General features: G+C 73.5%; 19 protein-coding genes and 2 pseudogenes. 10 read left to right on the top strand and 11 right to left on the bottom strand.

Going from position 1 to position 20,768, the window contains the following annotated elements; translation table 11 throughout:
- Positions 1-8: 8 nt before the first annotated feature.
- Entirely contained in the window at positions 9-302 is a 294-nt protein-coding gene (locus ABZV94_RS10220; protein ID WP_356339245.1) for a hypothetical protein, read from the bottom strand.
- Between the two features lie 173 nt (positions 303-475).
- Between ABZV94_RS10220 and ABZV94_RS10215 the strand changes: the two genes are divergently transcribed.
- Positions 476-1,045: a hypothetical protein gene (locus ABZV94_RS10215; RefSeq protein ID WP_356339243.1), complete on the top strand. Its 570-nt coding sequence runs from the start codon at positions 476-478 to the stop codon at positions 1,043-1,045.
- A gap of 22 nt (positions 1,046-1,067) precedes the next feature.
- On the opposite strand, the pseudogene ABZV94_RS10210 reads toward ABZV94_RS10215, so the two are convergent.
- The 5 genes and pseudogenes from ABZV94_RS10210 to ABZV94_RS10190 form a co-directional block, all read right to left on the bottom strand.
- Positions 1,068-2,064 (bottom strand): annotated as a pseudogene (locus ABZV94_RS10210) (LLM class F420-dependent oxidoreductase).
- Between the two features lie 105 nt (positions 2,065-2,169).
- Positions 2,170-2,961: a DUF5336 domain-containing protein gene (locus ABZV94_RS10205; protein WP_356339241.1), complete on the bottom strand. Its 792-nt coding sequence runs from the start codon at positions 2,959-2,961 to the stop codon at positions 2,170-2,172.
- 83 nt (positions 2,962-3,044) lie between these two features.
- Positions 3,045-4,025 (bottom strand): N-acetylmuramoyl-L-alanine amidase, encoded by a 981-nt coding sequence (locus ABZV94_RS10200; RefSeq protein WP_356339239.1) that lies wholly within the window; start codon positions 4,023-4,025, stop codon positions 3,045-3,047.
- Between the two features lie 22 nt (positions 4,026-4,047).
- The gene (locus ABZV94_RS10195) at positions 4,048-4,698 is read right to left on the bottom strand and encodes a class I SAM-dependent methyltransferase (protein WP_356339236.1); all 651 of its coding nucleotides are present in this window, start codon (positions 4,696-4,698) and stop codon (positions 4,048-4,050) included.
- A 156-nt stretch (positions 4,699-4,854) separates the two neighbouring features.
- Positions 4,855-6,597, bottom strand: a complete 1,743-nt coding sequence (locus ABZV94_RS10190; RefSeq protein ID WP_356339234.1) for an MFS transporter — start codon at positions 6,595-6,597, stop codon at positions 4,855-4,857.
- A 193-nt stretch (positions 6,598-6,790) separates the two neighbouring features.
- Here ABZV94_RS10190 and ABZV94_RS10185 point away from each other — a divergent pair, with 193 nt between their 5' ends.
- Positions 6,791-7,330, top strand: coding sequence for a SigE family RNA polymerase sigma factor (locus ABZV94_RS10185; protein WP_356339232.1), 540 nt, complete (start codon positions 6,791-6,793; stop codon positions 7,328-7,330).
- Positions 7,327-8,151 carry a hypothetical protein gene (locus tag ABZV94_RS10180; protein ID WP_356339230.1) on the top strand — a complete coding sequence of 275 codons (825 nt, stop codon included), beginning with the start codon at positions 7,327-7,329 and terminating at the stop codon, positions 8,149-8,151. Before ABZV94_RS10185 ends, ABZV94_RS10180 begins: the two co-directional genes overlap by 4 nt.
- Positions 8,152-8,171: 20 nt before the next feature.
- Here ABZV94_RS10180 and ABZV94_RS10175 read toward each other — a convergent pair whose 3' ends face one another.
- A complete protein-coding gene (locus tag ABZV94_RS10175; RefSeq protein WP_356339325.1) occupies positions 8,172-8,804 on the bottom strand; it encodes a response regulator transcription factor in 633 nt (210 codons plus the stop codon).
- Between the two features lie 362 nt (positions 8,805-9,166).
- On the opposite strand from ABZV94_RS10175, the gene ABZV94_RS10170 reads away from it, so the two are divergent.
- Together ABZV94_RS10170 and ABZV94_RS10165 are read left to right on the top strand one after the other, a co-directional pair.
- Positions 9,167-9,784 carry a TOPRIM nucleotidyl transferase/hydrolase domain-containing protein gene (locus ABZV94_RS10170; RefSeq protein ID WP_356339229.1) on the top strand — a complete coding sequence of 206 codons (618 nt, stop codon included), beginning with the start codon at positions 9,167-9,169 and terminating at the stop codon, positions 9,782-9,784.
- 248 nt (positions 9,785-10,032) lie between these two features.
- Positions 10,033-11,577 carry an alpha-L-arabinofuranosidase B gene (locus tag ABZV94_RS10165; protein WP_356339227.1) on the top strand — a complete coding sequence of 515 codons (1,545 nt, stop codon included), beginning with the start codon at positions 10,033-10,035 and terminating at the stop codon, positions 11,575-11,577.
- On the opposite strand, the gene ABZV94_RS10160 is transcribed toward ABZV94_RS10165, so the two are convergent.
- Positions 11,543-12,895, bottom strand: coding sequence for a sensor histidine kinase (locus ABZV94_RS10160; protein WP_356339225.1), 1,353 nt, complete (start codon positions 12,893-12,895; stop codon positions 11,543-11,545). The two genes, ABZV94_RS10165 and ABZV94_RS10160, sit on opposite strands and share 35 nt — an antisense overlap.
- Before the next feature lie 310 nt (positions 12,896-13,205).
- On the opposite strand from ABZV94_RS10160, the gene ABZV94_RS10155 reads away from it, so the two are divergent.
- The gene (locus tag ABZV94_RS10155; protein WP_356339223.1) at positions 13,206-14,063 is read left to right on the top strand and encodes a MaoC/PaaZ C-terminal domain-containing protein; all 858 of its coding nucleotides are present in this window, start codon (positions 13,206-13,208) and stop codon (positions 14,061-14,063) included.
- Between the two features lie 49 nt (positions 14,064-14,112).
- Positions 14,113-14,424 (top strand): annotated as a pseudogene (locus tag ABZV94_RS10150) (alcohol dehydrogenase catalytic domain-containing protein); the annotation flags it as partial.
- A gap of 360 nt (positions 14,425-14,784) precedes the next feature.
- Here the strand turns inward: ABZV94_RS10150 and ABZV94_RS10145 are convergent.
- The gene (locus tag ABZV94_RS10145; protein ID WP_356339221.1) at positions 14,785-16,014 is read right to left on the bottom strand and encodes a hypothetical protein; all 1,230 of its coding nucleotides are present in this window, start codon (positions 16,012-16,014) and stop codon (positions 14,785-14,787) included.
- A gap of 187 nt (positions 16,015-16,201) precedes the next feature.
- On the opposite strand from ABZV94_RS10145, the gene ABZV94_RS10140 reads away from it, so the two are divergent.
- Genes ABZV94_RS10140 through ABZV94_RS10130 form a run of 3 tightly spaced genes read left to right on the top strand, consistent with a single transcriptional unit; the run spans position 16,202 to position 19,208 of the window.
- On the top strand, positions 16,202-17,047 hold the full coding sequence (locus ABZV94_RS10140) for a Nif3-like dinuclear metal center hexameric protein (RefSeq protein WP_356339216.1): 846 nt from the start codon (positions 16,202-16,204) through the stop codon (positions 17,045-17,047).
- A gap of 16 nt (positions 17,048-17,063) precedes the next feature.
- Positions 17,064-17,807: a C4-type zinc ribbon domain-containing protein gene (locus ABZV94_RS10135; RefSeq protein WP_189813676.1), complete on the top strand. Its 744-nt coding sequence runs from the start codon at positions 17,064-17,066 to the stop codon at positions 17,805-17,807.
- 12 nt (positions 17,808-17,819) lie between these two features.
- Complete coding sequence (locus tag ABZV94_RS10130; protein ID WP_356339214.1) at positions 17,820-19,208, top strand: bifunctional RNase H/acid phosphatase; 1,389 nt, start codon at positions 17,820-17,822, stop codon at positions 19,206-19,208.
- Positions 19,209-19,221: 13 nt separating this feature from the next.
- On the opposite strand, the gene eda is transcribed toward ABZV94_RS10130, so the two are convergent.
- Positions 19,222-19,884 carry a bifunctional 4-hydroxy-2-oxoglutarate aldolase/2-dehydro-3-deoxy-phosphogluconate aldolase gene (gene eda / locus ABZV94_RS10125; RefSeq protein ID WP_356339212.1) on the bottom strand — a complete coding sequence of 221 codons (663 nt, stop codon included), beginning with the start codon at positions 19,882-19,884 and terminating at the stop codon, positions 19,222-19,224.
- 69 nt (positions 19,885-19,953) lie between these two features.
- Positions 19,954-20,736 carry a peroxide stress protein YaaA gene (yaaA, locus tag ABZV94_RS10120; protein WP_356339323.1) on the bottom strand — a complete coding sequence of 261 codons (783 nt, stop codon included), beginning with the start codon at positions 20,734-20,736 and terminating at the stop codon, positions 19,954-19,956.
- Between the last annotated feature and the right edge of the window lie 32 nt (positions 20,737-20,768).

Here is a 20,768-nt window from a genome sequence, read left to right as displayed (position 1 = left end):
CGCCGGGGTCAGTGCCGGTGCATCCGGTTGGCTATGGCATGGCCCACGAACAGGTAGACCACCGCGGCGAGCCCGTATCCGGCGACCACCCGGGCCCAGGCCTCGTCGAAGGTGAAGAGGTCGTGGGACCAGCCGGCCAGCCAGGCGGCCGCGTCATGGACGAACTGGACCAGGCTGTTCGCCCGGTTCGCGTCCAGCAGGTACATCAGGATCCACAGACCGAGGATCAACGCCATGATGTCGGCGACGATCGCGATGACCGTCCCGGCCTGGTTCGCGCCGTTGCGATATCGAGGGGACATACTTTCCGGATTGCCGGGCGGTGTGCCGTGAAACCCCCCACACAGCCCGGAGGGAACCCGGACCCGGCCCGGACTCCACCCGGACGGCGTCGCCCGGGTGGCGCACCCCGCGGCCCCGGGCGAGGCTGCCGGAGGAAGCAGACCGCTCGGGGAGGACACGTCCGGAGGACTCCGTGCCCGTACCGATACGGCGCCTCGTGGTGGCGCTCACCTTGTGCTGCGCCCTGGTGGCGGGTGCCACCGCCTGTGGGGGCAGCGAGAAGAGCAGTACGAAGGACACCGCGGCGGCACAGGTCGTGCCCGCCGCCGACACCCCCAGCCCGACCACGTCCGCGGAGAAGCGCAAGTTCGCCAAGACACGCTTCGTGGTGGACGCGGGCCTCGCCGCCGGCGCGACCTACCAGTGGATCGTCAAGCCCTGGAAGGAAGGCAAGTTCAAGAAGGGCGCCAAGGGCCGCAGGACGGCCCTGATCAAGGCCGGTCTCGCCGGTGCCTTCGCCTACAACCGGCTCAAGGCGGCCCAGAAGAACGCCCAGGCCGACCCGACCCTCTCCAAGGCGCTCGCGCCCCTGAGCAACGGCATCGAGGCCCTGAAGAACCTGCCGTCCAAGCTCCGCAAGGGCGACGAGAACGCGGTGAACTCGTTCAACGACGTCATCGGCGACGTCAAGGACGCGGGCAAGAGCGCCGGTGCCCCGGTCAAGGACCAGGTGCCCTCGGCCTCCCAGCTCTCCAAGGGCTAGGGGTGCCGTCCGCACGGCGCACCTAGGAGTTCAGCTCCGCCGGCACGCGCAGCGTGTGCGGGTCCGGGGACAGGGCCGGCAGGTCCGTCACCGGGCCCCGGCGCCACAACTCCAGCCGCTCGGCGACGCGTTCGCGCGGACCGACCAGGGAGATCTCGTCGGCGAAGGCGTCCGGCACGGCCAGCACGGCCTCCCTCCGGCGCCCGGCGAGGATCCGCCGGGCCTCGGCCTCGTACCCCGTGCGGGCCATGAGATCGGCGTGGAAGTTGCGGGCCGCGTGCCCCATCCCGCCGATGTGGAAGCCGAGCATGGCCTTGACGGGCAGGAGGCCCTCGGCCACGTCGTCGCAGACCTTCACCCTGGCCAGCGGTGCCACCATGAACCCCTTCGGCACCTCTGGCACCACGTCGCCGTACACCTCGGGCCGGCTCGGCGCCCGGTACAGCGGCAGCCGGCCGTCGGCGATCCGGACCGTCCGGGCGACGTCGCGGGGGCCCTCGGCGCCGAGGAGGACGGGGAGGTCGCGGCGCAGGGGATGGGTGATCGGCTTGAGCGGCTTGCCGAGGCCGGTGCCGTCCGGGCCCCGGTAGGGCAGCGGGTGGAAGCGCCCGTCCACCGCCACCGGCGCCTCCCGGCGCAGCACCTGTCGTACGACGTCCACGTACTCCCGGGTCGCGGTCAGCGGCGACTTCGGGAACGGGCGGCCGTACCAGCCCTCCACCACCTGCGGCCCGGACAGCCGAGCCCGAGCAGGACGCGTCCGCCGCAGAGGTGGTCCAGGGTGAGCGCGTGCATCGCCGTCGCGGCCGGCGAGCGGGCGGCCGTCTGGGCAACCGCCGTACCCGGCCTGGTCCGTGAGGTGTGGGCGGCGATCCAGGTCAGCGGGGTGAAGGCGTCCGAGCCCCAGGACTCCGCCGTCCACACCGAGTCGTAGCCGAGCCGCTCCACCTCCCGGGCGAGCGGCACATGACCGGTGTCCGGCCGCGTCCCCACTAGCCGAGCGCGAGACCGAGCCGCATGCGCCCACCTCCTGACGGATCGTCAGACACCGGCCGGGGGGCGACTGTACGGCAACGGCCCCCCACCCGGAAGGGCGAGGGGCCGTTGCGACGCGACGGGACGGGTCAGCCGCGCTGGATGCCCGAGGTGTCCTGGAGCAGGCCTCGGCGGCCGTCCTGGGTCTGCGCGACCAGCGCGGCACCGCGCTGCTCGACGGCCAAGTACCACGTACCGGGGGCCAGTTCGGCGATCTGGTTCGGCGAACCGTCCTCCGAGAACAGTGGCCGGGGCACCGGCACGGCGAACCAGAACGGCGAGAAGTCCGCAGCGGCCGGCTGCGGCGCCGGGGCGGCGGCCTGCGCGGCCGGCGGCTGCTGCCCGAACGGCTGGCCCGGCTGCGGCTGCGCACCGTAGGGCTGCTGCGGCTGGGCGCCCGGGTAGCCGTAACCACCGGGCGGCTGGGCGCCGTAGGGCTGCGGGGCGACCGGCTTGGGCGCCGGGATCAGGGCGGCCTGGAGAGCGGGCACCAGCGGGGTGGCGACGGCGGCGGCGGCCAGGACGAGCGCGGCGATGAACCCGAGGACGAGACCGGCGCCGGCGTCCACGTTGTCGAGGTCGATCAGCGTCCACAGCAGCGTCCAGGCCGCCAGGATCGCGAAGGCGGTGCCGACCGCGGTGAGGTCGAGCCCGGCCACCTTGCGCGGCTGCGGCAGGCAGCGGTTGACGACGATGAGAACGGCACCGATCACCGCGCCCATGTAGATGCCCAGGCCCATGCCCAGGTTGTCCCACGCGCTCCGGCTGTACGTGTCGCCGAAGCCGGAGATGCTGTAGAAGTCGAGGAACGACGCGATGAACAGCACCACCGCTGCTCCGATCACCACGCCGTCGCCTCTAGTGAGGGAGCGGATATTCACTTCAGGTCCTTCGTAGGTCGTCTCGTCGTCGGTAGACACTATCGTCCGCAAGATCCGGCTGTCCGGCCGGTTCCGCCCGCCGCTCACGAACCGCGCAGGAAACTCACGATTCCCTCAGAGATCCCCTGCGCGGCCCGCTGGCGCCAGGCGCCGCTGGTCAGCAGTGCCGCGTCCTTGCTATCGCGCATGTTGCCGCACTCGATGAACACCTTGGGAACCGTTGACAGATTGAGACCACCCAGGTCCGTCCGCGTGACGAGACCGGTACCGCCGCCGAGGTAGTTGGAGGGCGGCTCCCCCGTCTCGCGGAGGAAGTTGCCCGCGATACGCACCCCGAGATCGTGGGACGGACCGACGATCGCGCGGGTGTCGGCGGCACCCGCGTGCACGGAGCCCGGCAGGATCACGTGGAAACCGCGGTTGCCGGGGGCGGAACCGTCGGCGTGGATGGAGATCGCCGCGTCCGCGCGCGCGGTGTTGCCGATCCGGGCCCGCTCGTCCACGCACGGACCCCACGCCGGACGGTCGCCGTCGCGCGTGAGCCTCACCGTGGCGCCCTGCCGCTCCAGCAGGTCCCGCAGCCGGTGCGCCACGTCGAACGTGAACCGCGCCTCGGTGTAACCGTCGTTGGTGGACGTCCCGGTGGTGTCGCACTCCTTGCGGTTGGTTCCGATGTCCACCTGGCGGTTGATCTCGGCGGTGTGCCGGAAGTTGCCCGGGTTGTGTCCCGGGTCGATGACGACGACCTTCCCCTGGAGCGGGCCGGAACCGCCCGGCCGGGCGGTGGGCGAGGCGGACGCCTTGCCGTCGTCGGCGCCGCCGTCGGGGCCGGTGCCGCTCCTGCCGCTCGGGGAAGGGGCCGGGGCGGAGGACACCGCGGAGGTGCGCGGGGCCGGCGCGGGGGAGGCGGTACGGTCCGCACCTCCCGGACCGCCGCCCACCGCCTCGTACACCACCCAGCCGAGCAGCGCTCCGGGCACCAGCGCGGCGAGCGCCACGGTCAGGGGGCGCCTGCGGGGCCTGCGGGGCTGCGGGGGATCGAAGTCGGGGCCAACGTACGACACGTCTGCGACTCTAACCGGGGCCTCAGATCCCCGCTCCCGTTCGCCGCAGGACACGCAGCGAGCCGGTCGCCGAGACCTCCGTGAACGCCCCGGACGCGAGCGCCCGCAGGTACACCCGGTACGGCGCCTGGCCGGTGAACTCGTCCTCCGGGTGCGGGAAGACGTCGTGGATGACCAGCAGACCGCCCTCGGCGACGTGCGGCGCCCAGCCGTCGTAGTCGGCGGTGGCGTGTTCGTCCGTATGGCCGCCGTCGACGAACACGAACCCGAGCGGGGAGTTCCAGATCGCCGCGATCTGCGGGGAGCGGCCGACGAGGGCGACCACGTGCTCCTCCAGCCCCGCCCGGAACAGCGTGCGCCGGAAGGTGGGCAGCGTGTCCATCAGGCCGACCTCGGGATCGACCGTCTCCGGGTCGTGGTAGTCCCAGCCGGGCTGCTGCTCCTCGCTGCCCCGGTGGTGATCGACGGTGAGCGCCGTGACCCCGGCCGCGCGCGCGGCGTCGGCCAGCAGGACGGTGGAGCGCCCGCAGTACGTGCCGACCTCCAGCAGCGGCAGCCCGAGCCGGCCGGCGGTGACGGCGGCGTCGTGGAGGGCGAGCCCCTCGTCGAGGGGCATGAACCCCTTCGCCGCCTCGAACGCGGCCAGGATCTCGGGCTGGGGAGCGGCGGGCATGGGTCGCCTTTCGGTCGTACGTCGGTCCGAGCGCCCATGCTGCCGCACCCCCCGTCCCACGTGGACAGGGGGTGCGGTGCAAGGGGGCGCGGGGACCTGTGCGACCAGCCACGACGGCGCTGCCGGACGCCGGGCGGCCGGCAGCGAGGCGTCCGGTCAGGCGCGCACGGTCTCCCCGGGCAGCGAGAGATCCAGGTCGACGGCCCGCTCCTCGCCGGGATGCGTCGCCGAGGAGGCCAGCGGCCCGTGGCCCAAGGCGCGCGCCGCCACCACGTACGCCCCCTGCTCCGGCACGGCGAGCGCGTAGCTGCCGTCCTCCGCGGAGACGGTCGCGCCGGCCTGCCGCCCCCGGCGGTCGATCAGGGTGACCTTGGCCCGGGCGACGGGCGCGCCGCCGGCGTCCAGGACCCGTCCGCGGAACCCGCGCAGCACCTCCTCGGCACGCGCCAGGCCGGCGTCCTCCTCGCTGCTCGCCCGCAGCTGCGTGTGCTGCGCCGGGCGGGCCGCCTTCGGCAGGAAGACCGCCAGGACCAGGCCCACCGCGACGGCGGCGGTGGCGATCAGGAAGGACACCCGGAACCCGTGCATGGTCGGGATCGCGACGCCGTTCACGTTGTTCGCCGTGTTGGCCAGCACCATGCCGATGACGGCGCTCGACACCGACGTGCCGATGGACCGCATCAGGGTGTTCAGGCCGTTGGCCGCGCCGGTCTCCGAGGCCGGGACCGCGCCGACGATGAGCGCGGGGAGCGAGGAGTAGGCGAGGCCGATGCCCGCGCCGAGGACGACGGACGTGATGATCGTCTGCCAGGCCGCGTCCATCAGGCCGAGGCCGCCGCCGTAGCCGATCGCGATGACGAGCAGGCCGGTGATCAGGGTGACCTTGGGGCCGTAGCGGGCGGACAGACGGGCGTACACCGGCGCGGTGAACATCATCGTCAGGCCCAGCGGGGCCACGCACAGGCCCGCGACGACCATGGACTGGCCGAGGCCGTAACCGGTCGCGGTGGGCAGCTGGAGCAGCTGGGGCAGGACGAGCGAGACGACGTAGAAGCTGACGCCGACCATGATCGAGGCCAGGTTGGTGAGCAGCACCTCGCGGCGGGCGGTGGTGCGCAGGTCGACCAGGGGCGCCTGCACGCGCAGCTCGAACAGGCCCCACAGCAGCAGGACGACGACGGCCGCGGCGAACAGACCGAGCGTGGTGCCCGAGGACCAGCCCCAGTCGCTGCCCTTGGTGACGGGCAGCAGGAGGAGCACCAGACCGGTGGACAGGCCGAGCGCGCCGAACAGGTCGAAGGAGCCCTCCGCGCGCATCGGGGACTCGGGGACGGTGAGGAGGGTGAGGAGGATGGCGAGCACGCCGAGGCCGGCGGCGCCGTAGAACAGGGCGTGCCAGTCGGTGTGCTGCGCGACCAGGGCCGCGGCGGGCAGTGCGAGGCCGCCGCCGACGCCGATCGAGGAGCTCATCAGCGCCATGGCCGAGCCGAGCTTCTCGCGCGGCAGCATGTCGCGCATCAGGCCGATGCCGAGCGGGATCGCGCCCATGGCGAAGCCCTGGAGGGTACGGCCGACGATCATGGTGAGCAGCTGGTCGGTGAGGGCGCTGACCAGGGCGCCGACCACCATCACGGCGAGGCTGAGGATCAGCATGCGGCGCTTGCCGTAGAGGTCGCCGAGCCGGCCCATGATCGGCGTGGCGACGGCGCCCGACAGCAGGGTCGAGGTGAGGACCCAGGTGGCGTTGCTGGGGGCGGTGTCCAGCAGCTGCGGCAGGTCCTTGATGACCGGCACGAGCAGCGTCTGCATCACCGCGACCACGATGCCCGCGAAGGCGAGCACGGGGACCACGGCGCCGCCCGCTTTCCGGGTGGGCTGGTCGGTCGTCGTCTCTGGCATGGGGTGAGGCCTTCCGCGTGTCATAAGTGCTGGGTAAACCTCGTATGCACAGGCAACTATTCCGTTGCTTCGGGCCTCTAACGAAATCTTGACCGTTCCATGGGTTACTGACGCGGTGTCATGGAATCTCCCCGCCGGCCGGGGCAACGGTCCGGGCGGCTCATGGACTCCTTCAGACATCTAGGAGGTGCCCATGGGGGACGGGAAGCAGACTCGGAACGAGGAGTTCCAGAGCTTCGTGGTCGGCCGCTGGCCGCGGCTGATGCGTACGGCATTTCTCCTCACGGGGGAGCAGCACGCCGCCGAGGACCTGGTCCAGTCGACGCTGGAACAGGTCTTCGTGGCCTGGCGCCGGGTCGGCGGCGCGGACGACCCGGAGGCCTACGTACGCCGCGTGATGATCAACGCGCACGCGCGCAGACACCGCCGAAGGCTCAGGGAGTTCCTCGCGCCGAGGGACGACTCCGGCCTGATGCGCGAGGTGGCCGACACCGGCGACCGGATCGCCCAGGCCGACGACCGCAGCGCCCTGCTCAAGGCGCTCGCGCAACTGCCCGCCCGGCAGCGGGAGGCGGTGGTGCTGCGCTACTGGGAGGACCTGACGGAGACGCAGACGGCGGAGGCGATGGGCTGCTCGGTCGGCACGGTGAAGAGCAACGCGGCCAAAGGGATCGCGAAACTCCGCGCCATACCGGGACTGGCCGACATGGTGACGCACGGAGGGCGGAAGTGATGAGCGCGGACCGGGACAACCACGACATGACACAGACGGACATCGCCCTCCTGCTCGCGGACGCGGCGGACGGGGTCGAGATCGGCATAGCCCCGGTCCAGGCCGTCATCCGCGGCGGGCGGCGCCGCAGAGCGCGGCGCTGGGCCGTGGCGGCGGCCACGGCCCTGGTGCTGGCGGGCTCGACCGGGGCCACGCTGGCCTTCGCCGGGCTGCCCGGGGACCGCGCCGGCCGGGGGGCACCGACGGCGTCCGGGCCCGCGTCCGCCGAGGAGAGACACGTGTACGACCCGCAGCGGACGGAGCTGGCGCGCGGAACCGAGCACGGCAAGCCGTGGCGGGTCTGGGTCGAGGTGTGGGGCGCGCCGCGTGACGGGCGGGAAGCGGGCCGGCAGTTCGACGCCATGCGGCGGATGGGCGTGCGCCCGGCGGTGGACAAGGCCGCCGACCTGGTCGGGAAGACGTCGTACTTCTCGATGCGGTCCTACGGCGACGGCCTTTCCCTGGTGGTCATGTTCGACACGCACCAGAGGATCGACCACCTCTCGGGCACCGACCTCCAGGCCGCCGCGGTCAGCCTGGAGGAGGTCAGCCCCACGGCCCCCGAACGGCTGGTGGTCGGCCATGTGGCGAAGTCCGCCCGGGAGGTCACCTGCCGCTGGAAGGACGGCACCGCCACCGTGGCCCGGCCGGCGGGATCCGCGCCCGCCGCCCATGACACCACCTCGCTGATCCGACCGGTGGCCGGCTACCCGGGAGGGAACTGGTTCGTGTGCGTCGCCCCGGAGGGCACGGCCTACGAGGGGGCCGACGTGACGAAGTGACCCGCCGGGCGGCAGCCCCCTCAGAGCCAGCCCTGCTGCCGGGCCTCCCGTACCGCCTCGGTGCGGTTGCGGGTGCCCGTCTTGCCGATCGCGGAGGAGAGGTAGTTGCGGACGGTCGACTCGGACAGGCGCAGCCTGCCGGCGATGTCGGCGACGGTCGCCCCGTCCACCGACGCCGACAGCACCTCCCGCTCACGGGGCGTCAGCGGATTCGGCCCGGCGCTGAGCGCGGCGGCGGCCAGCGCCGGGTCGACCACGGTCTCCCCGGTGAGCACGCGCCGGATCGCCGTGGCCAGCTCCTCCACGGGTCCGTCCTTGACGAGGAAGCCGGCCGCTCCCGCCTCCATGGCCCGGCGCAGATAGCCCGGCCGGCCGAACGTGGTGAGGATCAGCACCCGGCAGTCCGGAGCCTGGGTCCGCAGCTCGGCCGCCGCGTCCAGCCCGCTCATGCCCGGCAGCTCGATGTCCAGCAGGGCCACGTCCGGCCGGTGCGTGAGCACGGCGTCCACGACGCCGTCACCCGCGCCCAGCTGGGCCACGACCTCGATGTCCTCCTCCATGCCGAGCAGCAGGGCGAGAGCGCCACGCATCATGCCCTGGTCCTCGGCGAGCAGCACCCGGATGCGTGTGCCGGGCCGGTGGTCCCGGGGCATCTCCTCGTCCATCGCCACAGGTTACGCCGCGCGGGCTGGGCGGCAGTGCGTCCTGTCGTGCCGTACCGCGTCCGCGAGCGACCTCGTCGTTCCCCGGCGGGGGAGGGCGGTGCACGTGGGAAACGGGGGAGGGCGGGCGGCCGGCAGCCGTACGGAGGTCGGAAGCGGAACGACGGTCGGGGCGGCGGCGGGGGAACGGCGGTACGGCGGCTGGGGTCGGGGCGGTACCACGGTGAGAGGTGTGCCGGCCGGCCGCCGGCCTGTGTCATCGGTGCGCGCTCGCGGAGACTCCCTCCCGTGGCCGCTCGAAGGCTCGCCGAAATTCCCTACCGTGGCCGCCGGAAAGAGCGGAGACTCGGCTCATGGCGGACATGGGGGCGTTCCGGGAAGCGGTCACCGCGTGGGCGGCCGGCGGGCCCGGGGGCCCCGCGCACGAGCTGGCAGCGCGGCTGTCCGTCCGCGTGGTCGTCCTGCTCGAAGGGCCGAGCGATGCCGCCGCGGTCGGCGCGCTGGCCGGGGGTCGCGGCCGGGACCTGGCGGCCGAAGGGGTGTGCGTGCTGCCGATGGGCGGGGCGATGAACGTCGGGCGGTTCGCCGGTCTCCTCGGGCCGGCCGGACTGGGCCTGCGCCTCACGGGGCTGTGCGACGAGCGGGAGCGCCCGTACTACGCCCGTGGCTGGGAGCGGGCCGGTGCGGCACAGCACGGGTTCTTCGTCTGCGCGGCGGATCTGGAGGACGAGCTGATCCGCGCGCTGGGCGTGACCAGGGTGGCGGAACTGGTCCGGGCGGAGGGCGACCTGCGCGCGTTGCAGACCTTCCTGCGCCAGCCCGCGCAGCGGGGCCGCACCGCACAACAGCAACTGCGGCGCTTCCTCGGCACGAAGAAGGGGCGGAAGATCCACTACGGCCGTGTCCTGGTCGAGGCTCTCGGTCCCGACCGCGCGCCCGCCCCGCTCGACGGTCTGCTCGCCAGTCTCTGACCGGACCGAGGGGCCCGTGGACCGGACGGAGGGCCCGTAAAGACTCGGCATGGTCCGGTGCGGCGGGGGTTGACGGGTCTTGACGGTACACAAACAATCGCCCCTGCGATCGCCCCCCTTTTCCGCGCTCGCGCATTTCCCGGCATCCGCAGTAATTCCGCAGGCGGATAAGTGCGGTTCGGCATTTCGATCGAACGTTGTTCGGGATTTCGGACGAGCCGGGCCCTACGACGAACCCGAGGTGCACCGTGCAGTCGAGAACCCCCCGCGCCCTGCTGTCCCTCCTCGCCCTCTGCGCCACCCTCGCCGCGCTGTTCCTCGGTGTCGGGGCGCCCCCGGCCGCCGCCGCGAGTTCGCTGCCCTGTGATGTCTACGCGGCCGCCGGTACCCCCTGCGTGGCCGCGCACAGCCTGGTCCGGGCGCTGTACGCGTCGTACAACGGGCCGCTGTACCAGGTGCAGCGCGCCAAAGACGGGGCGAAGACGGGCATCGGTCTGCTGTCCGCGGGCGGGTATGCCGACGCCGCCGCCCAGGACTCCTTCTGCGCCGGCACGACCTGCGTCATCACCGAGATCTACGACCAGTCTCCGCGCCACAACGACCTCACGGTCGAGGGTGCGGGCGGGGCCGGGGCCGCCGACGTGGGGGCGCCGGCGGACGCCCTGCCGGTGACCGCCGGCGGCCACCAGGTCTACGGCCTGGAGATCTCCGCGGGCATGGGGTACCGGGACAACTCCACCTCGGGCGTGGCCGTGAACGGGCAGGCCGAGGGGATGTACATGGTGACCTCGGGCACGCACGTCAACAACCGCTGCTGCTTCGACTACGGCAACGCCGAGACCAACAACATGGACACCGGCAACGGCCACATGGACGCCATCAACTTCGGCACCGAGTGCTGGTTCTCGCCCTGCTACGGGCAGGGCCCGTGGGTGCAGGCCGACCTGGAGAACGGGCTGTTCCAGTCCGACGCCGGCTACAGCAGGAACACCTCCAACACCGGGACCGGGCCGCTGCCGTTCGTGACCGCGCTGCTGAAGAACAACGGCCAGAACCATTTCGCGCTGAAATACGGAAACGCCCGATCGGGCGGACTGACGACCACCTATTCCGGGGGTGAGCCGACCGCGGGCGGATACGCGCCGATGCACCAGGAGGGCGCGATCGTGCTCGGCACCGGCGGCGACAACAGCAACGGCTCGATCGGCTCCTTCTTCGAGGGCGTGATGACCGCCGGCATCCCGACCGACGCCGCCGACAACGCCGTCCAGGCCGACATCGTCTCCGTCGGCTACGGCGGCCCGACCGGCAGCACCGGCACACTGAGCCCCGGCTCGGAGATCTCCCTGCGCGCCACGACCTCCTGCTGCACCAGCGACTACGTCCGTCACCAGAACGACGCGGCCGTCATCTCGCCGGTGACGTCGGGCAGTTCGTCCCTCGACAAGAACGACGCCACCTGGATCGTCCGCCGCGGACTGGCCGACAGCTCCTGCGTCTCCTTCGAGTCACGGAACTATCCCGGTGACTTCCTGCGCCACTTCGACTACCGGGTCCACCGGCAGCCCATGGACGGCACCGCCCAGTTCCGGGCCGACGCCACCTTCTGCCCGCAGACCGGCAAGAGCGGCACCGGCACCTCGTTCGCCTCGTACAACTACCCGACGCGCTACCTGCGCCACTACGACCACTCCCTCTACATAGCGAGCAACGGCGGAGCCAACGCCTTCGACAGCAGCGCGTCCTGGACGGCCGACGTCAGCTGGGCGGTCGCCGCACCCTGGGCACCGTAGCCGCAGCCGGAGCCGCGGTGGCCGCGGCGGACCCGGTACCGGTACCCACCGGTGTGGGCGCCTCGTCACCGCTCACCGGAAGGTCGGCGGTGACCGTGAAGCCGCCGCGTGGCGCCGGTCCGGCCGTGAGGGAGCCGCCCGCCGCCGCGAGGCGCTCGGTCAGTCCCTTCAGCCCCGTGCCGCCGGTGCTCCCGGTCCCGCCCCCGGCCCCACCGGCGGTGACGGCTGCGGCGCCCGCGCCGTTGTCCGTGACCGTCAGCCGGACCCGCTCGGCGGTTCCCTCCACGGTGATCTCGCAGCGGCCGGCACGGCTGTGCCGGACGACGTTGGTGACCGCCTCGCGCACCACCCAGCCGAGCAGCGCCTCGGTCTGCGGGGCCAGCGGCGGCCCGGACTGGCGGACCACCGGCTCCACGCTCGCCGCGGACAGCGCCGACCGGGCCCGGGCCAGCTCGGTGGCCAGGCTGCCCTCGCGGTAGCCGGTCACCGCCTCCCGGATCTCGGTGAGCGCCTGCCGGCCCACCGACTCGATGTCCGAGATCTGTGCCAGTGCCGCGTCCATGTCGCGGGGTGCGAGCCGGCGGGCCGCCTCCGACTTCACCACGACCACCGACAGCGTGTGCCCGAGCAGGTCGTGCAGATCGCGGGAGAAGCGCAGCCGCTCCTCCGCCACCGCGCGCCGGGCCAGTTCCTCCCGGGCGGCCCGCAGCTCCCGCACGGCCTCGGACAGGCCGAGGATGGCGGCGGTGACCATGCTGGACAGGAAGGTGGCGTAGGCGATGCCCGACGCGTCGTCCCAGCCGTCCCGCAGCCAGGTGGCGGCTCCCGCGTAGAGCGTGAGCAGCAGGCCGGCGCGGCCGAGCCACGGTCCGCGCAGGGTGGCGCCCGTGGCGAGGCCCAGCAGCGGGAAGAACATCAGCCAGTTGCCGCCGTACCCGAGGGCGAGGCCCGTGGTGACCAGGCCGAGCAGGCCCAGCGCCACCCGGGTGGACGCCGACTCCCGCTTGGCCCGGTCGAAGGCGCGGAAGGTGACGTAGACGTACAGGGAGTTGAAGGCGAGCAGGCCCAGGCCGCCGATCCACGGGTTCGGGGTCTCGCCCTGGAGCACGTTGGAGAGGGAGCCCATGCCGAGCAGCAGCCAGGGCAGGAGGGCGAAGCCGGTGGGCGGTGGGCCCGGGTGCTCGACGGCCGGGCGGTCCGTGCCGTGATACCGGGCGGCCCGCCGCGCGGCCCGGAAGCGCCGCATGTCCGCCCGCCACACCAGCCGTTCCCGCTGCCAGGCCGCCACCTGGCAGCGCAGTCTCCGCCACCGCTTCATTCCCGAGTCCCCCGGTTCAGTCGTTCGAACGCCCCCCGCTCCAGGGCGGCAGGGCAGCACAGCGTACGGATCGAACGGTACGGAACCGGGCGCGGCCCCGGCAGACACGCATGTACCGAATCGGGCAGGACAAATGTCACAGCAGGTCCGCCGCGGCTGACACGCTGTCAGGAGCCTTCACAACTGCGGAGGGCTCGGCTATACAGGGGGCGCCGGGCTGGAACGCGTTCTAGGTCCGCACGTGGACGACCTCGGTGCGGCCGACGGTGCGGACGTCCGCACCGAGGTATCGAGACCCGTCAGGAGCCCCATGCCCATCGACGCCGCCAAGGCACTCGCCGCCGAGCCCCGGTCGGGAGAGATCTCCTGGACGCGCAAGGACGTCCTGCTCTACCACCTCGGCATCGGCGCGGGCGTCCCCGCCACCGACCCCGACGAGCTGCGCTACACCCTGGAGTCCCGGCTGCACGTCCTGCCCAGCTTCGCCACCGTCGCGGGCGCCGGGTCACCGGGCGTGATCAGCGGGCTGTCCATGCCCGGCGTCGACGTCGACCTGGCCCGCGTGCTGCACGGCGGCCAGGCGCTCACCCTGCACCGCCCCCTCCCCGTCGAGGGCACGGCCACCGCCACCGGCCGCATCGCCGCCGTGTACGACAAGGGCACGGCGGCCGTCCTCGTCATGCGCACCGAGGTCACCGACGCCGAGGGCCCGTTGTGGACCAACGACGCGCAGATCTTCGTACGGGGAGAGGGCGGCTGGGGTGGCGACCGGGGACCGTCCGCCCGGTCCGAGCCGCCCACCGGGGAGCCGGACCGGATCGTCGAGCGGCGCCTGCGCGAGGACCAGGCGCTGCTCTACCGCCTGTCCGGCGACTGGAACCCCCTGCACGCCGACCCCGAGTTCGCCAAGCTCGCCGGCTTCGAACGGCCCATCCTGCACGGCCTGTGCACCTACGGCGTGACGCTCAAGGCGGTCGTCGACACCCTGCTCGGCGGCGACGTGAGCCGGGTGCGGTCGTACGCGACGCGGTTCGCCGGGGTCGTGTACCCGGGGGAGACCCTGCGGATCCGGATGTGGGCCTCGCAAGCCTCCGTGCGGGCCGCCGTGAGCGCCGTCGAACGGGGCGACGCGCCGGTCCTCGCCGACACCGTCGTCCAGCACTCCTGAGAGACCGCGCGTGAGAGACCGCGAGTGACAGACCGAGGGGAGCCGCACCATGCGCGCAGCCGTACTGCACGAGATCGGCCAGGAAAAGCTGGAGGTCCTCGACGACGTCGCGGCGGTGGGCTTCGGCCCCGGCAAGGTCCGGGTCCGGGTGCGCGCCACCGGGCTGTGCCACTCGGACCTGTCCGCGATGAGCGGGGTGCTGCCCCAGCCGGCCCCCTTCGTACCCGGTCACGAGGGCGCCGGCGAGATCCTCGAAGCCGGCGACGGCGTACGGCACCTGAGGCCCGGTGACCGGGTCGTCCTGTGCCGGCTGCCGGCCTGCGGCGCCTGCCCGGCCTGCCGGCGCGGGCAGACCCAGCTGTGAGGTCCTGGGGCTCAGGCGGGGGTGAGACGCGGGGATGAGGCGGGGCGGGGACAAGACGAAGGGGGCGCCCGCCGAGCGAGCGCCCCCTCTTCTTCACTGCCCTCAGGCAGCTGCCTCCGCCGTCTCCTGGACCGGCTTGCGATGCCGGCCGTGCGGAGCCGACTCGCTCTCCTGGGCCGCGACCGGGCCCCGGTGCCGACCGTGGCCGGCGGTCTCGGAAGAGCCGGCAGACAGCTGCTCAGTGGTGCTGGTGTCGCTCATCGGACGTATTCACCCCGTCAACCTGATCTTTCGTACAGCCGGGCGAGTTTAACCGGCGCAGCACGGGCCGAATCCAGGCGCACACGCCAACCGGCACTAGTTCGTTACAAGACGTCCCAAGGGGGCCTGTTGCAACGGCACGGGCCGGGTCACCGGCGGTACCGGAGGACCCGGTTCCGCCCCCGTCGGAACCACCCGCTCGGGGGTCTCGGCGGCGCCGCCGTCCCGGTCCGGGCCCTGGGCGTCCTGCGCCCCTGCCGGGGGCGGGCTCCCCGCTCCCGCCGTGGCCGCGGTCGCGTGCCCGACCGGTGCCGTCACGTCCGACACGCCGCACGGAGTCGCCTCCGTGGTGTACGGCAGGCGCAGCACCCCGTCGCGCGTGAACAGCCCGGCGCCGGCCAGCCAGCCCTCGGGCGCCGGGAGGTGCCGCACCTCGCGGTCGGCCGGGCGCCACACGCCCACCCAGGTGCCGAAGGCCCCGTCGAGCCGCAGGCCCACCGCGCAGCTCTCCGGCGTCAGCACCTGCCCGGGCTGGATCGCGAACGGCGTCACCACGCACTCTGGCACCCGCAGGCACTCCGGGAACCGCACCGGCAGGGTGCTGCCGAGCACGCCCCAGCCGAGCCGAGGCCGTCCCGGGGAGGGCGCGTCGGAGGAGATCAGCAGCAGGCCGCTGTCGGGATCGGCGAGCAGCAGCCGGTCGTCGCTGCCGTCCGCGATCTGGAGCAGCGGCGAGACCTCGCCGGCGCGCTCCAGGTCCACCACGACCGTCTTGGTGCGTCCGTCCAGTTCCCGGTCCAGCGCCAGCATCCGCCCCGCCTCGTCCAGCCAGACCCCGCCCGAGCAGCGCCCCGGCACCTCGGCGCACCGCTCCGGGCCGAACCCCCCGCCCGCCACCAGCCACACCGCGCTGGAGCGCGGCCCGACCGCGAGGGCGTACGCCCGCACACCCCCCGGCGCCGGCGGCAGCAGGGTGAGCCGGGTGCCGGGCTCGGCGCACTCCACCGCGCCCAGCGGCAGCTCACCGGTGCCGGGCCCGGTCGGGTACAGCAGCGAGAAGGCGTGCCGCCCGGCCACCGGGCGGTGGATCAGCACCCGCCCGTCACTCATCGGCTGCACCTCGGTCCCGGGCTCCTCCGGCTGGTTGCCGGGCAGGGGCACCGCGTACGGCTCCGGGCCGTCCAGGGTCCAGCGCTCCGGGAACCAGGAGTCACCGTCCCGGGCGAGCCGGGCGGCGTACGCGCCGTCCGCCGTGATCGCGCATCCCGTGCCCGGCACGCCGTCGGTCCCGTCCGTGGAGGGGGGTTCGATCGCACAGGCCGTCATCGTTCGGTCACCTCCGGCGACGAAGCTAGTTTTCGCACGCGCAGGCGGGGGAGCGGCCCTCTCCGGCTTCACACGTACGGGTGGCGCAGAAGCGATTCAGCTGAGGAAACCGGGGCATCTGTGCTGAGCGGGGCCGGACCGGACGCATGCGGTACAGCCCCGCCGAACGGCCAGGTAGCCTTGGGCCGTGCCCCGTCTGTCTGAAGTCATCGCCGCGCTGGAGAACCTGTGGCCCGCCGAGCGGGCCGAGTCCTGGGACGCGGTCGGCACGGTCGTGGGCGACCCCGCCCAGGAGGTCACCCGGGTCCTGTTCGCCGTTGACCCCGTCCAGGAGATCGTGGACGAGGCCGTCACGCTCGGCGCGGACCTGCTGGTCACCCACCACCCGCTGTACCTGCGCGGCACGACCACGGTCGCGGCCACGCACTTCAAGGGCCGGGTCGTGCACACGCTGATCAAGAACGACATCGCGCTGCACGTCGCCCACACCAACGCCGACACCGCCGACCCGGGTGTCTCCGACGCCCTCGCCGGGGCCCTCGACCTGCGGGTCGTACGCCCCCTCGTGCCGGACCCCAGCGACCCGGAGGGCCGCCGGGGCCTGGGCCGTGTCTGCGAACTCGACCACCCCCTCACCGTCCGCGAACTGGCCGCCCGCGCCGCCGAGCGGCTGCCCGCCACCGCGCAGGGCATCCGGGTGGCCGGCGACCCGGATGCCGTCGTCCGCACCGTCGCCGTCAGCGGCGGCTCCGGCGACAGCCTCTTCGACCAGGTCCGCGCGGCCGGCGTCGACGCCTTCCTCACCGCGGACCTGCGCCACCACCCGGCCGCGGAGTTCACGGCGGCTGTCGCCACCGACCCCCTCGCGCTGCTCGACGCGGCGCACTGGGCCACCGAGTGGCCCTGGTGCGAGCTGGCCGCGAGCCAGCTCGACGAGATCTCCGACCGTCACGGCTGGGACCTGCGCGTCCACGTCTCCAAGACGGTCACCGACCCCTGGACCGCCCACGCGGCGTCCACCGCCACCATCTAGCAACGGGAGCCCCCAACTGAACGCCGCGCCCGCCGACCAGATCCGACTCCTCGACGTCCAGGCCCTCGACGTCCGCCTCCAGCAGCTCGCGCACAAGCGGAGGTCCCTGCCCGAGCACGCCGAGATCGAGTCGCTGACGAAGGACCTGACGCAGCTGCGCGACCTGCTCGTGGCCGCGCAGACCGAGGAGAGCGACTGCGCCCGCGAGCAGACCAAGGCCGAGCAGGACGTCGACCAGGTGCGCCAGCGCGCCGCCCGCGACCAGCAGCGCCTGGACTCCGGCGCGGTCACCTCGCCGAAGGACCTGTCCAACCTCCAGCACGAGATCGCCTCCCTCGCCAAGCGGCAGGGCGACCTGGAGGACGTGGTCCTGGAGGTCATGGAGCGCCGCGAGGCCGCGCAGGAGCGGGTGAACGAGCTGACCGAGCGGGTCGCCTCCGTGCAGTCGAAGATCGACGACGCGACCGGCCGCCGGGACGCGGCGTTCGAGGAGATCGACGGCGAGGCCGCCTCGGTGACCAAGGAGCGCGAGGTCGTGGCGGCCTCGGTCCCCGCGGACCTGCTCAAGCTCTACGACAAGCTGCGCGAGCAGCAGGGCGGCATCGGCGCGGCGAAGCTGTACGCCCGCACCTGCCAGGGGTGCCGGCAGGAGCTGGCCATCACCGAGCTGAACGAGATCCGCGCGGCGGCGCCGGACACCGTGGTCCGCTGCGAGAACTGCCGCCGCATCCTGGTGCGCACCGCCGAGTCGGGTCTGTAAGGGGCTTCAGGGGTGCGGGAGTTCATCGTCGAGGCCGACGGCGGGTCGCGGGGCAACCCCGGGCCCGCGGGCTACGGGGCGGTCGTGCTCGACGGGGCCACGGGTGAGGCCCTGACGGAGGCCGCCGAGTACATCGGCGTCGCCACGAACAACGTCGCCGAGTACCGCGGCCTGCTGGCCGGCCTCCGCGCCGCCCGCGCCCTGGACCCGTCGGCCCGGGTCCACGTGCGCATGGACTCCAAGCTCGTCATCGAGCAGATGTCGGGCCGCTGGAAGATCAAACACCCCGACATGAAGCCACTGGCGGCGGAGGCGCGGTCCGTCTACCCGCCGGACCAGGTCACCTACGAGTGGATCCCCCGCGAGCGGAACAAGCACGCGGACCGCCTGGCGAACGAGGCGATGGACGCGGGGGCGAAGGGCCGGCAGTGGTCCCCGTCCCAGTCCCGCGCGGCCCTCGACACACCACCGCCCACCCCTGAACCGTCGGGTCCGCCCGGGGACGTGGCGGCGGGTGCGGCGAAGGCCCGCGCGGCCCTGGCGGAGGGCCGTGCCGCCGGGGCGGCTGCGGAGTCGGCTGCGGCTGTGGGCGGTCGTGCCGCCGGGATGGCCTCGGAATCTGCCGCGGATGCGGGCGGTCGCGCCGCCGGGGCGGCACCCGTCCCGGAAGAAGCGGCAGTTCCCGGCGGGCGGCGCCCCACGGCCCCCGGCACCGGGAGCCCTGTTGGCGAGGGGCAGCCGTCCACCCCCGGCTGGAGCGCCGCCCCCGACCTGGGCGCCCCCGCCACCCTCGTCCTCCTCCGGCACGGCGAGACCCCCCTGACCCCCCAGAAGCGCTTCTCCGGCAGCGGCGGCACCGACCCCTCCCTCTCCGCCGCGGGCCGGGAGCAGGCGCACCGCGTCGCCGAGGCCCTGGCGCGGCGTGGCACGATCCAGGCCATCGTCGCCTCCCCCCTCGCCCGCACCCGTGAGACCGCCGAGATCGTCGCCGCCCGCCTGAACCTGGAGGTCTCGTTCGAGGACGGCCTGCGCGAGACGGACTTCGGCGCCTGGGAGGGCCTGACCTTCGGCGAGGTCCGCGAGCGCCACCCGCAGGATCTCGACGCCTGGCTCGCCGACCCGGAGGCCCGCCCCACCGGCGGCGGCGAGAGCTTCGCCGAGACGGCCACCCGGATCGCTGCGACCCGCGACAAGCTGACCGCGGCCTACGCGGGCCGCACGGTCCTGCTGGTCACGCACGTCACCCCGATCAAGACCCTCATCCGCCTCGCGCTCGGCGCCCCGCCCAAGTCGTTGTTCCGGATGGAGCTTTCGGCGGCCTCCCTGTCGGCGGTGGCGTACTACGCGGACGGCAACGCGAGCGTACGGCTGTTCAACGACACCTCTCACCTGCGCCCCTGAGCCACCCGGCGGGCTACGCCCCGGAGCCGCCCGAGCCCCTCAACCCGGCCGCCGTACGCGCCAGTTCCTCGATCCGCCCCCAGTCCCCGGCGGCCACCGCCTCCGCCGGGACCATCCAACTGCCGCCCACGCACCCCACGTTGGGCAACGCCAGGTACTCCGGCGCGGTCTCCGGCCCGATCCCGCCCGTGGGGCAGAACCGGGCCTGCGGCAACGGTCCGGCCAGCGACCGCAGGTACGCCGTACCGCCCGCCGCCTGCGCCGGGAAGAACTTCATCTCCCGCACCCCGCGCTCCAGCAGCGCGACCACCTCCGAGGTGGTCGACACCCCGGGCAGGAACGGCACCCCGGACCCGCGCATCGCGTCCAGCAGCGCGTCCGTCCACCCGGGACTGACCAGGAACCGCGCCCCGGCCGCCGTACACGCGTCCACCTGTTCCGGCGTGAGCACCGTGCCCGCGCCGACCACGGCCTCCGGTACCTCGGCGGCGATGGCCCGGATCGCGGCCGGCGCGGCCGGGGTCCGCAGGGTCACCTCGATCGCGGGCAGCCCGCCCGCCACCAGCGCCCGCGCCAGCGGCACGGCGTCGGCGGCGTCGGTGAGCACGACGACGGGCACGACAGGGGCGAGGTCCAGCACGGAGGCAGCCGGAAAGGAGGGCAGCGGCGAGGTCATGCCCTCATCGTGCCCAGACACTGCATGCTGCGCAATGAGCGTTGCGTATGCTGCAATGCGACTCGGATGTCAGTGGATCTCGTCCACCAGCACATCCAGCGCCCACGCCTTGCCCGCCTTCCCGGGCGCCTCCGCCTCCACGACGTACCCCAGGTCACGCAGCGCCCCCACCAGCTCCGCGGGATCCCCCGGCGCGGCCCCGGCGGTCAGCAGGCTGCGGACGATCCGGCCCTTCGTCGCCTTGTTGAAGTGACTGACGACCTTCCGGGTCGGCGCGTGCAGCACCCGTACCGTCGCCGTGCGCCCGGCCACCTCACCCTTCGGCCTCCAGGCTCCCGCGTACGCCGAGGACCGCAGGTCGAGCACCAGCCCGTCCGCCGCCACCTCCGGCAGCACCTCGGCCATCGGCGTCCGCCAGTGCCCGGCCAGCGCGCCCAGCCCCGGCAGCCTCACGCCCATCGAGCAGCGGTAGGAGGGGATCCGGTCCGTCACCCGCACGGCACCCCACAGTCCGGAGAAGACCAGCAGCGAGTCCGCCGCGCGGCGCCGCGCCGCCGTGTCCAGCGTGGCCAGGCCGAGGGCGTCGTACAGCACACCGGTGTAGATCTCCCCGGCCGGGCGGGCGCCGGCCGAGCGCAGCCCGGCGTTCTTCGCGACCTCGCCGCGCAGCCCCTCGCTCAGCCCCAGCACCTCGCGCGCCTTCTCCTCGTCACCGGAGCACAGCTCGACCAGCTCCCCGAGCACGGCCTCCCGCGCGGCGGTCAGCCCCGGCAGGGACAGCGACTCCAGCCGAAGCGGGGCGCCCCCGCCCGCGTTCGCCTTGCCTTCCGATGGCGGCAGCAGGACCAGCAACACGTACTCCTCACGTAGACCTCCGCGCCAGG

The sequence above is a fragment of the Streptomyces sp. NPDC004658 genome, from assembly GCF_040609555.1.
GTDB lineage: Bacteria > Actinomycetota > Actinomycetes > Streptomycetales > Streptomycetaceae > Streptomyces.
The sequence above is the reverse complement of the archived record's forward strand: the minus strand, read 5'-3'. Positions and strand labels throughout refer to the sequence as shown.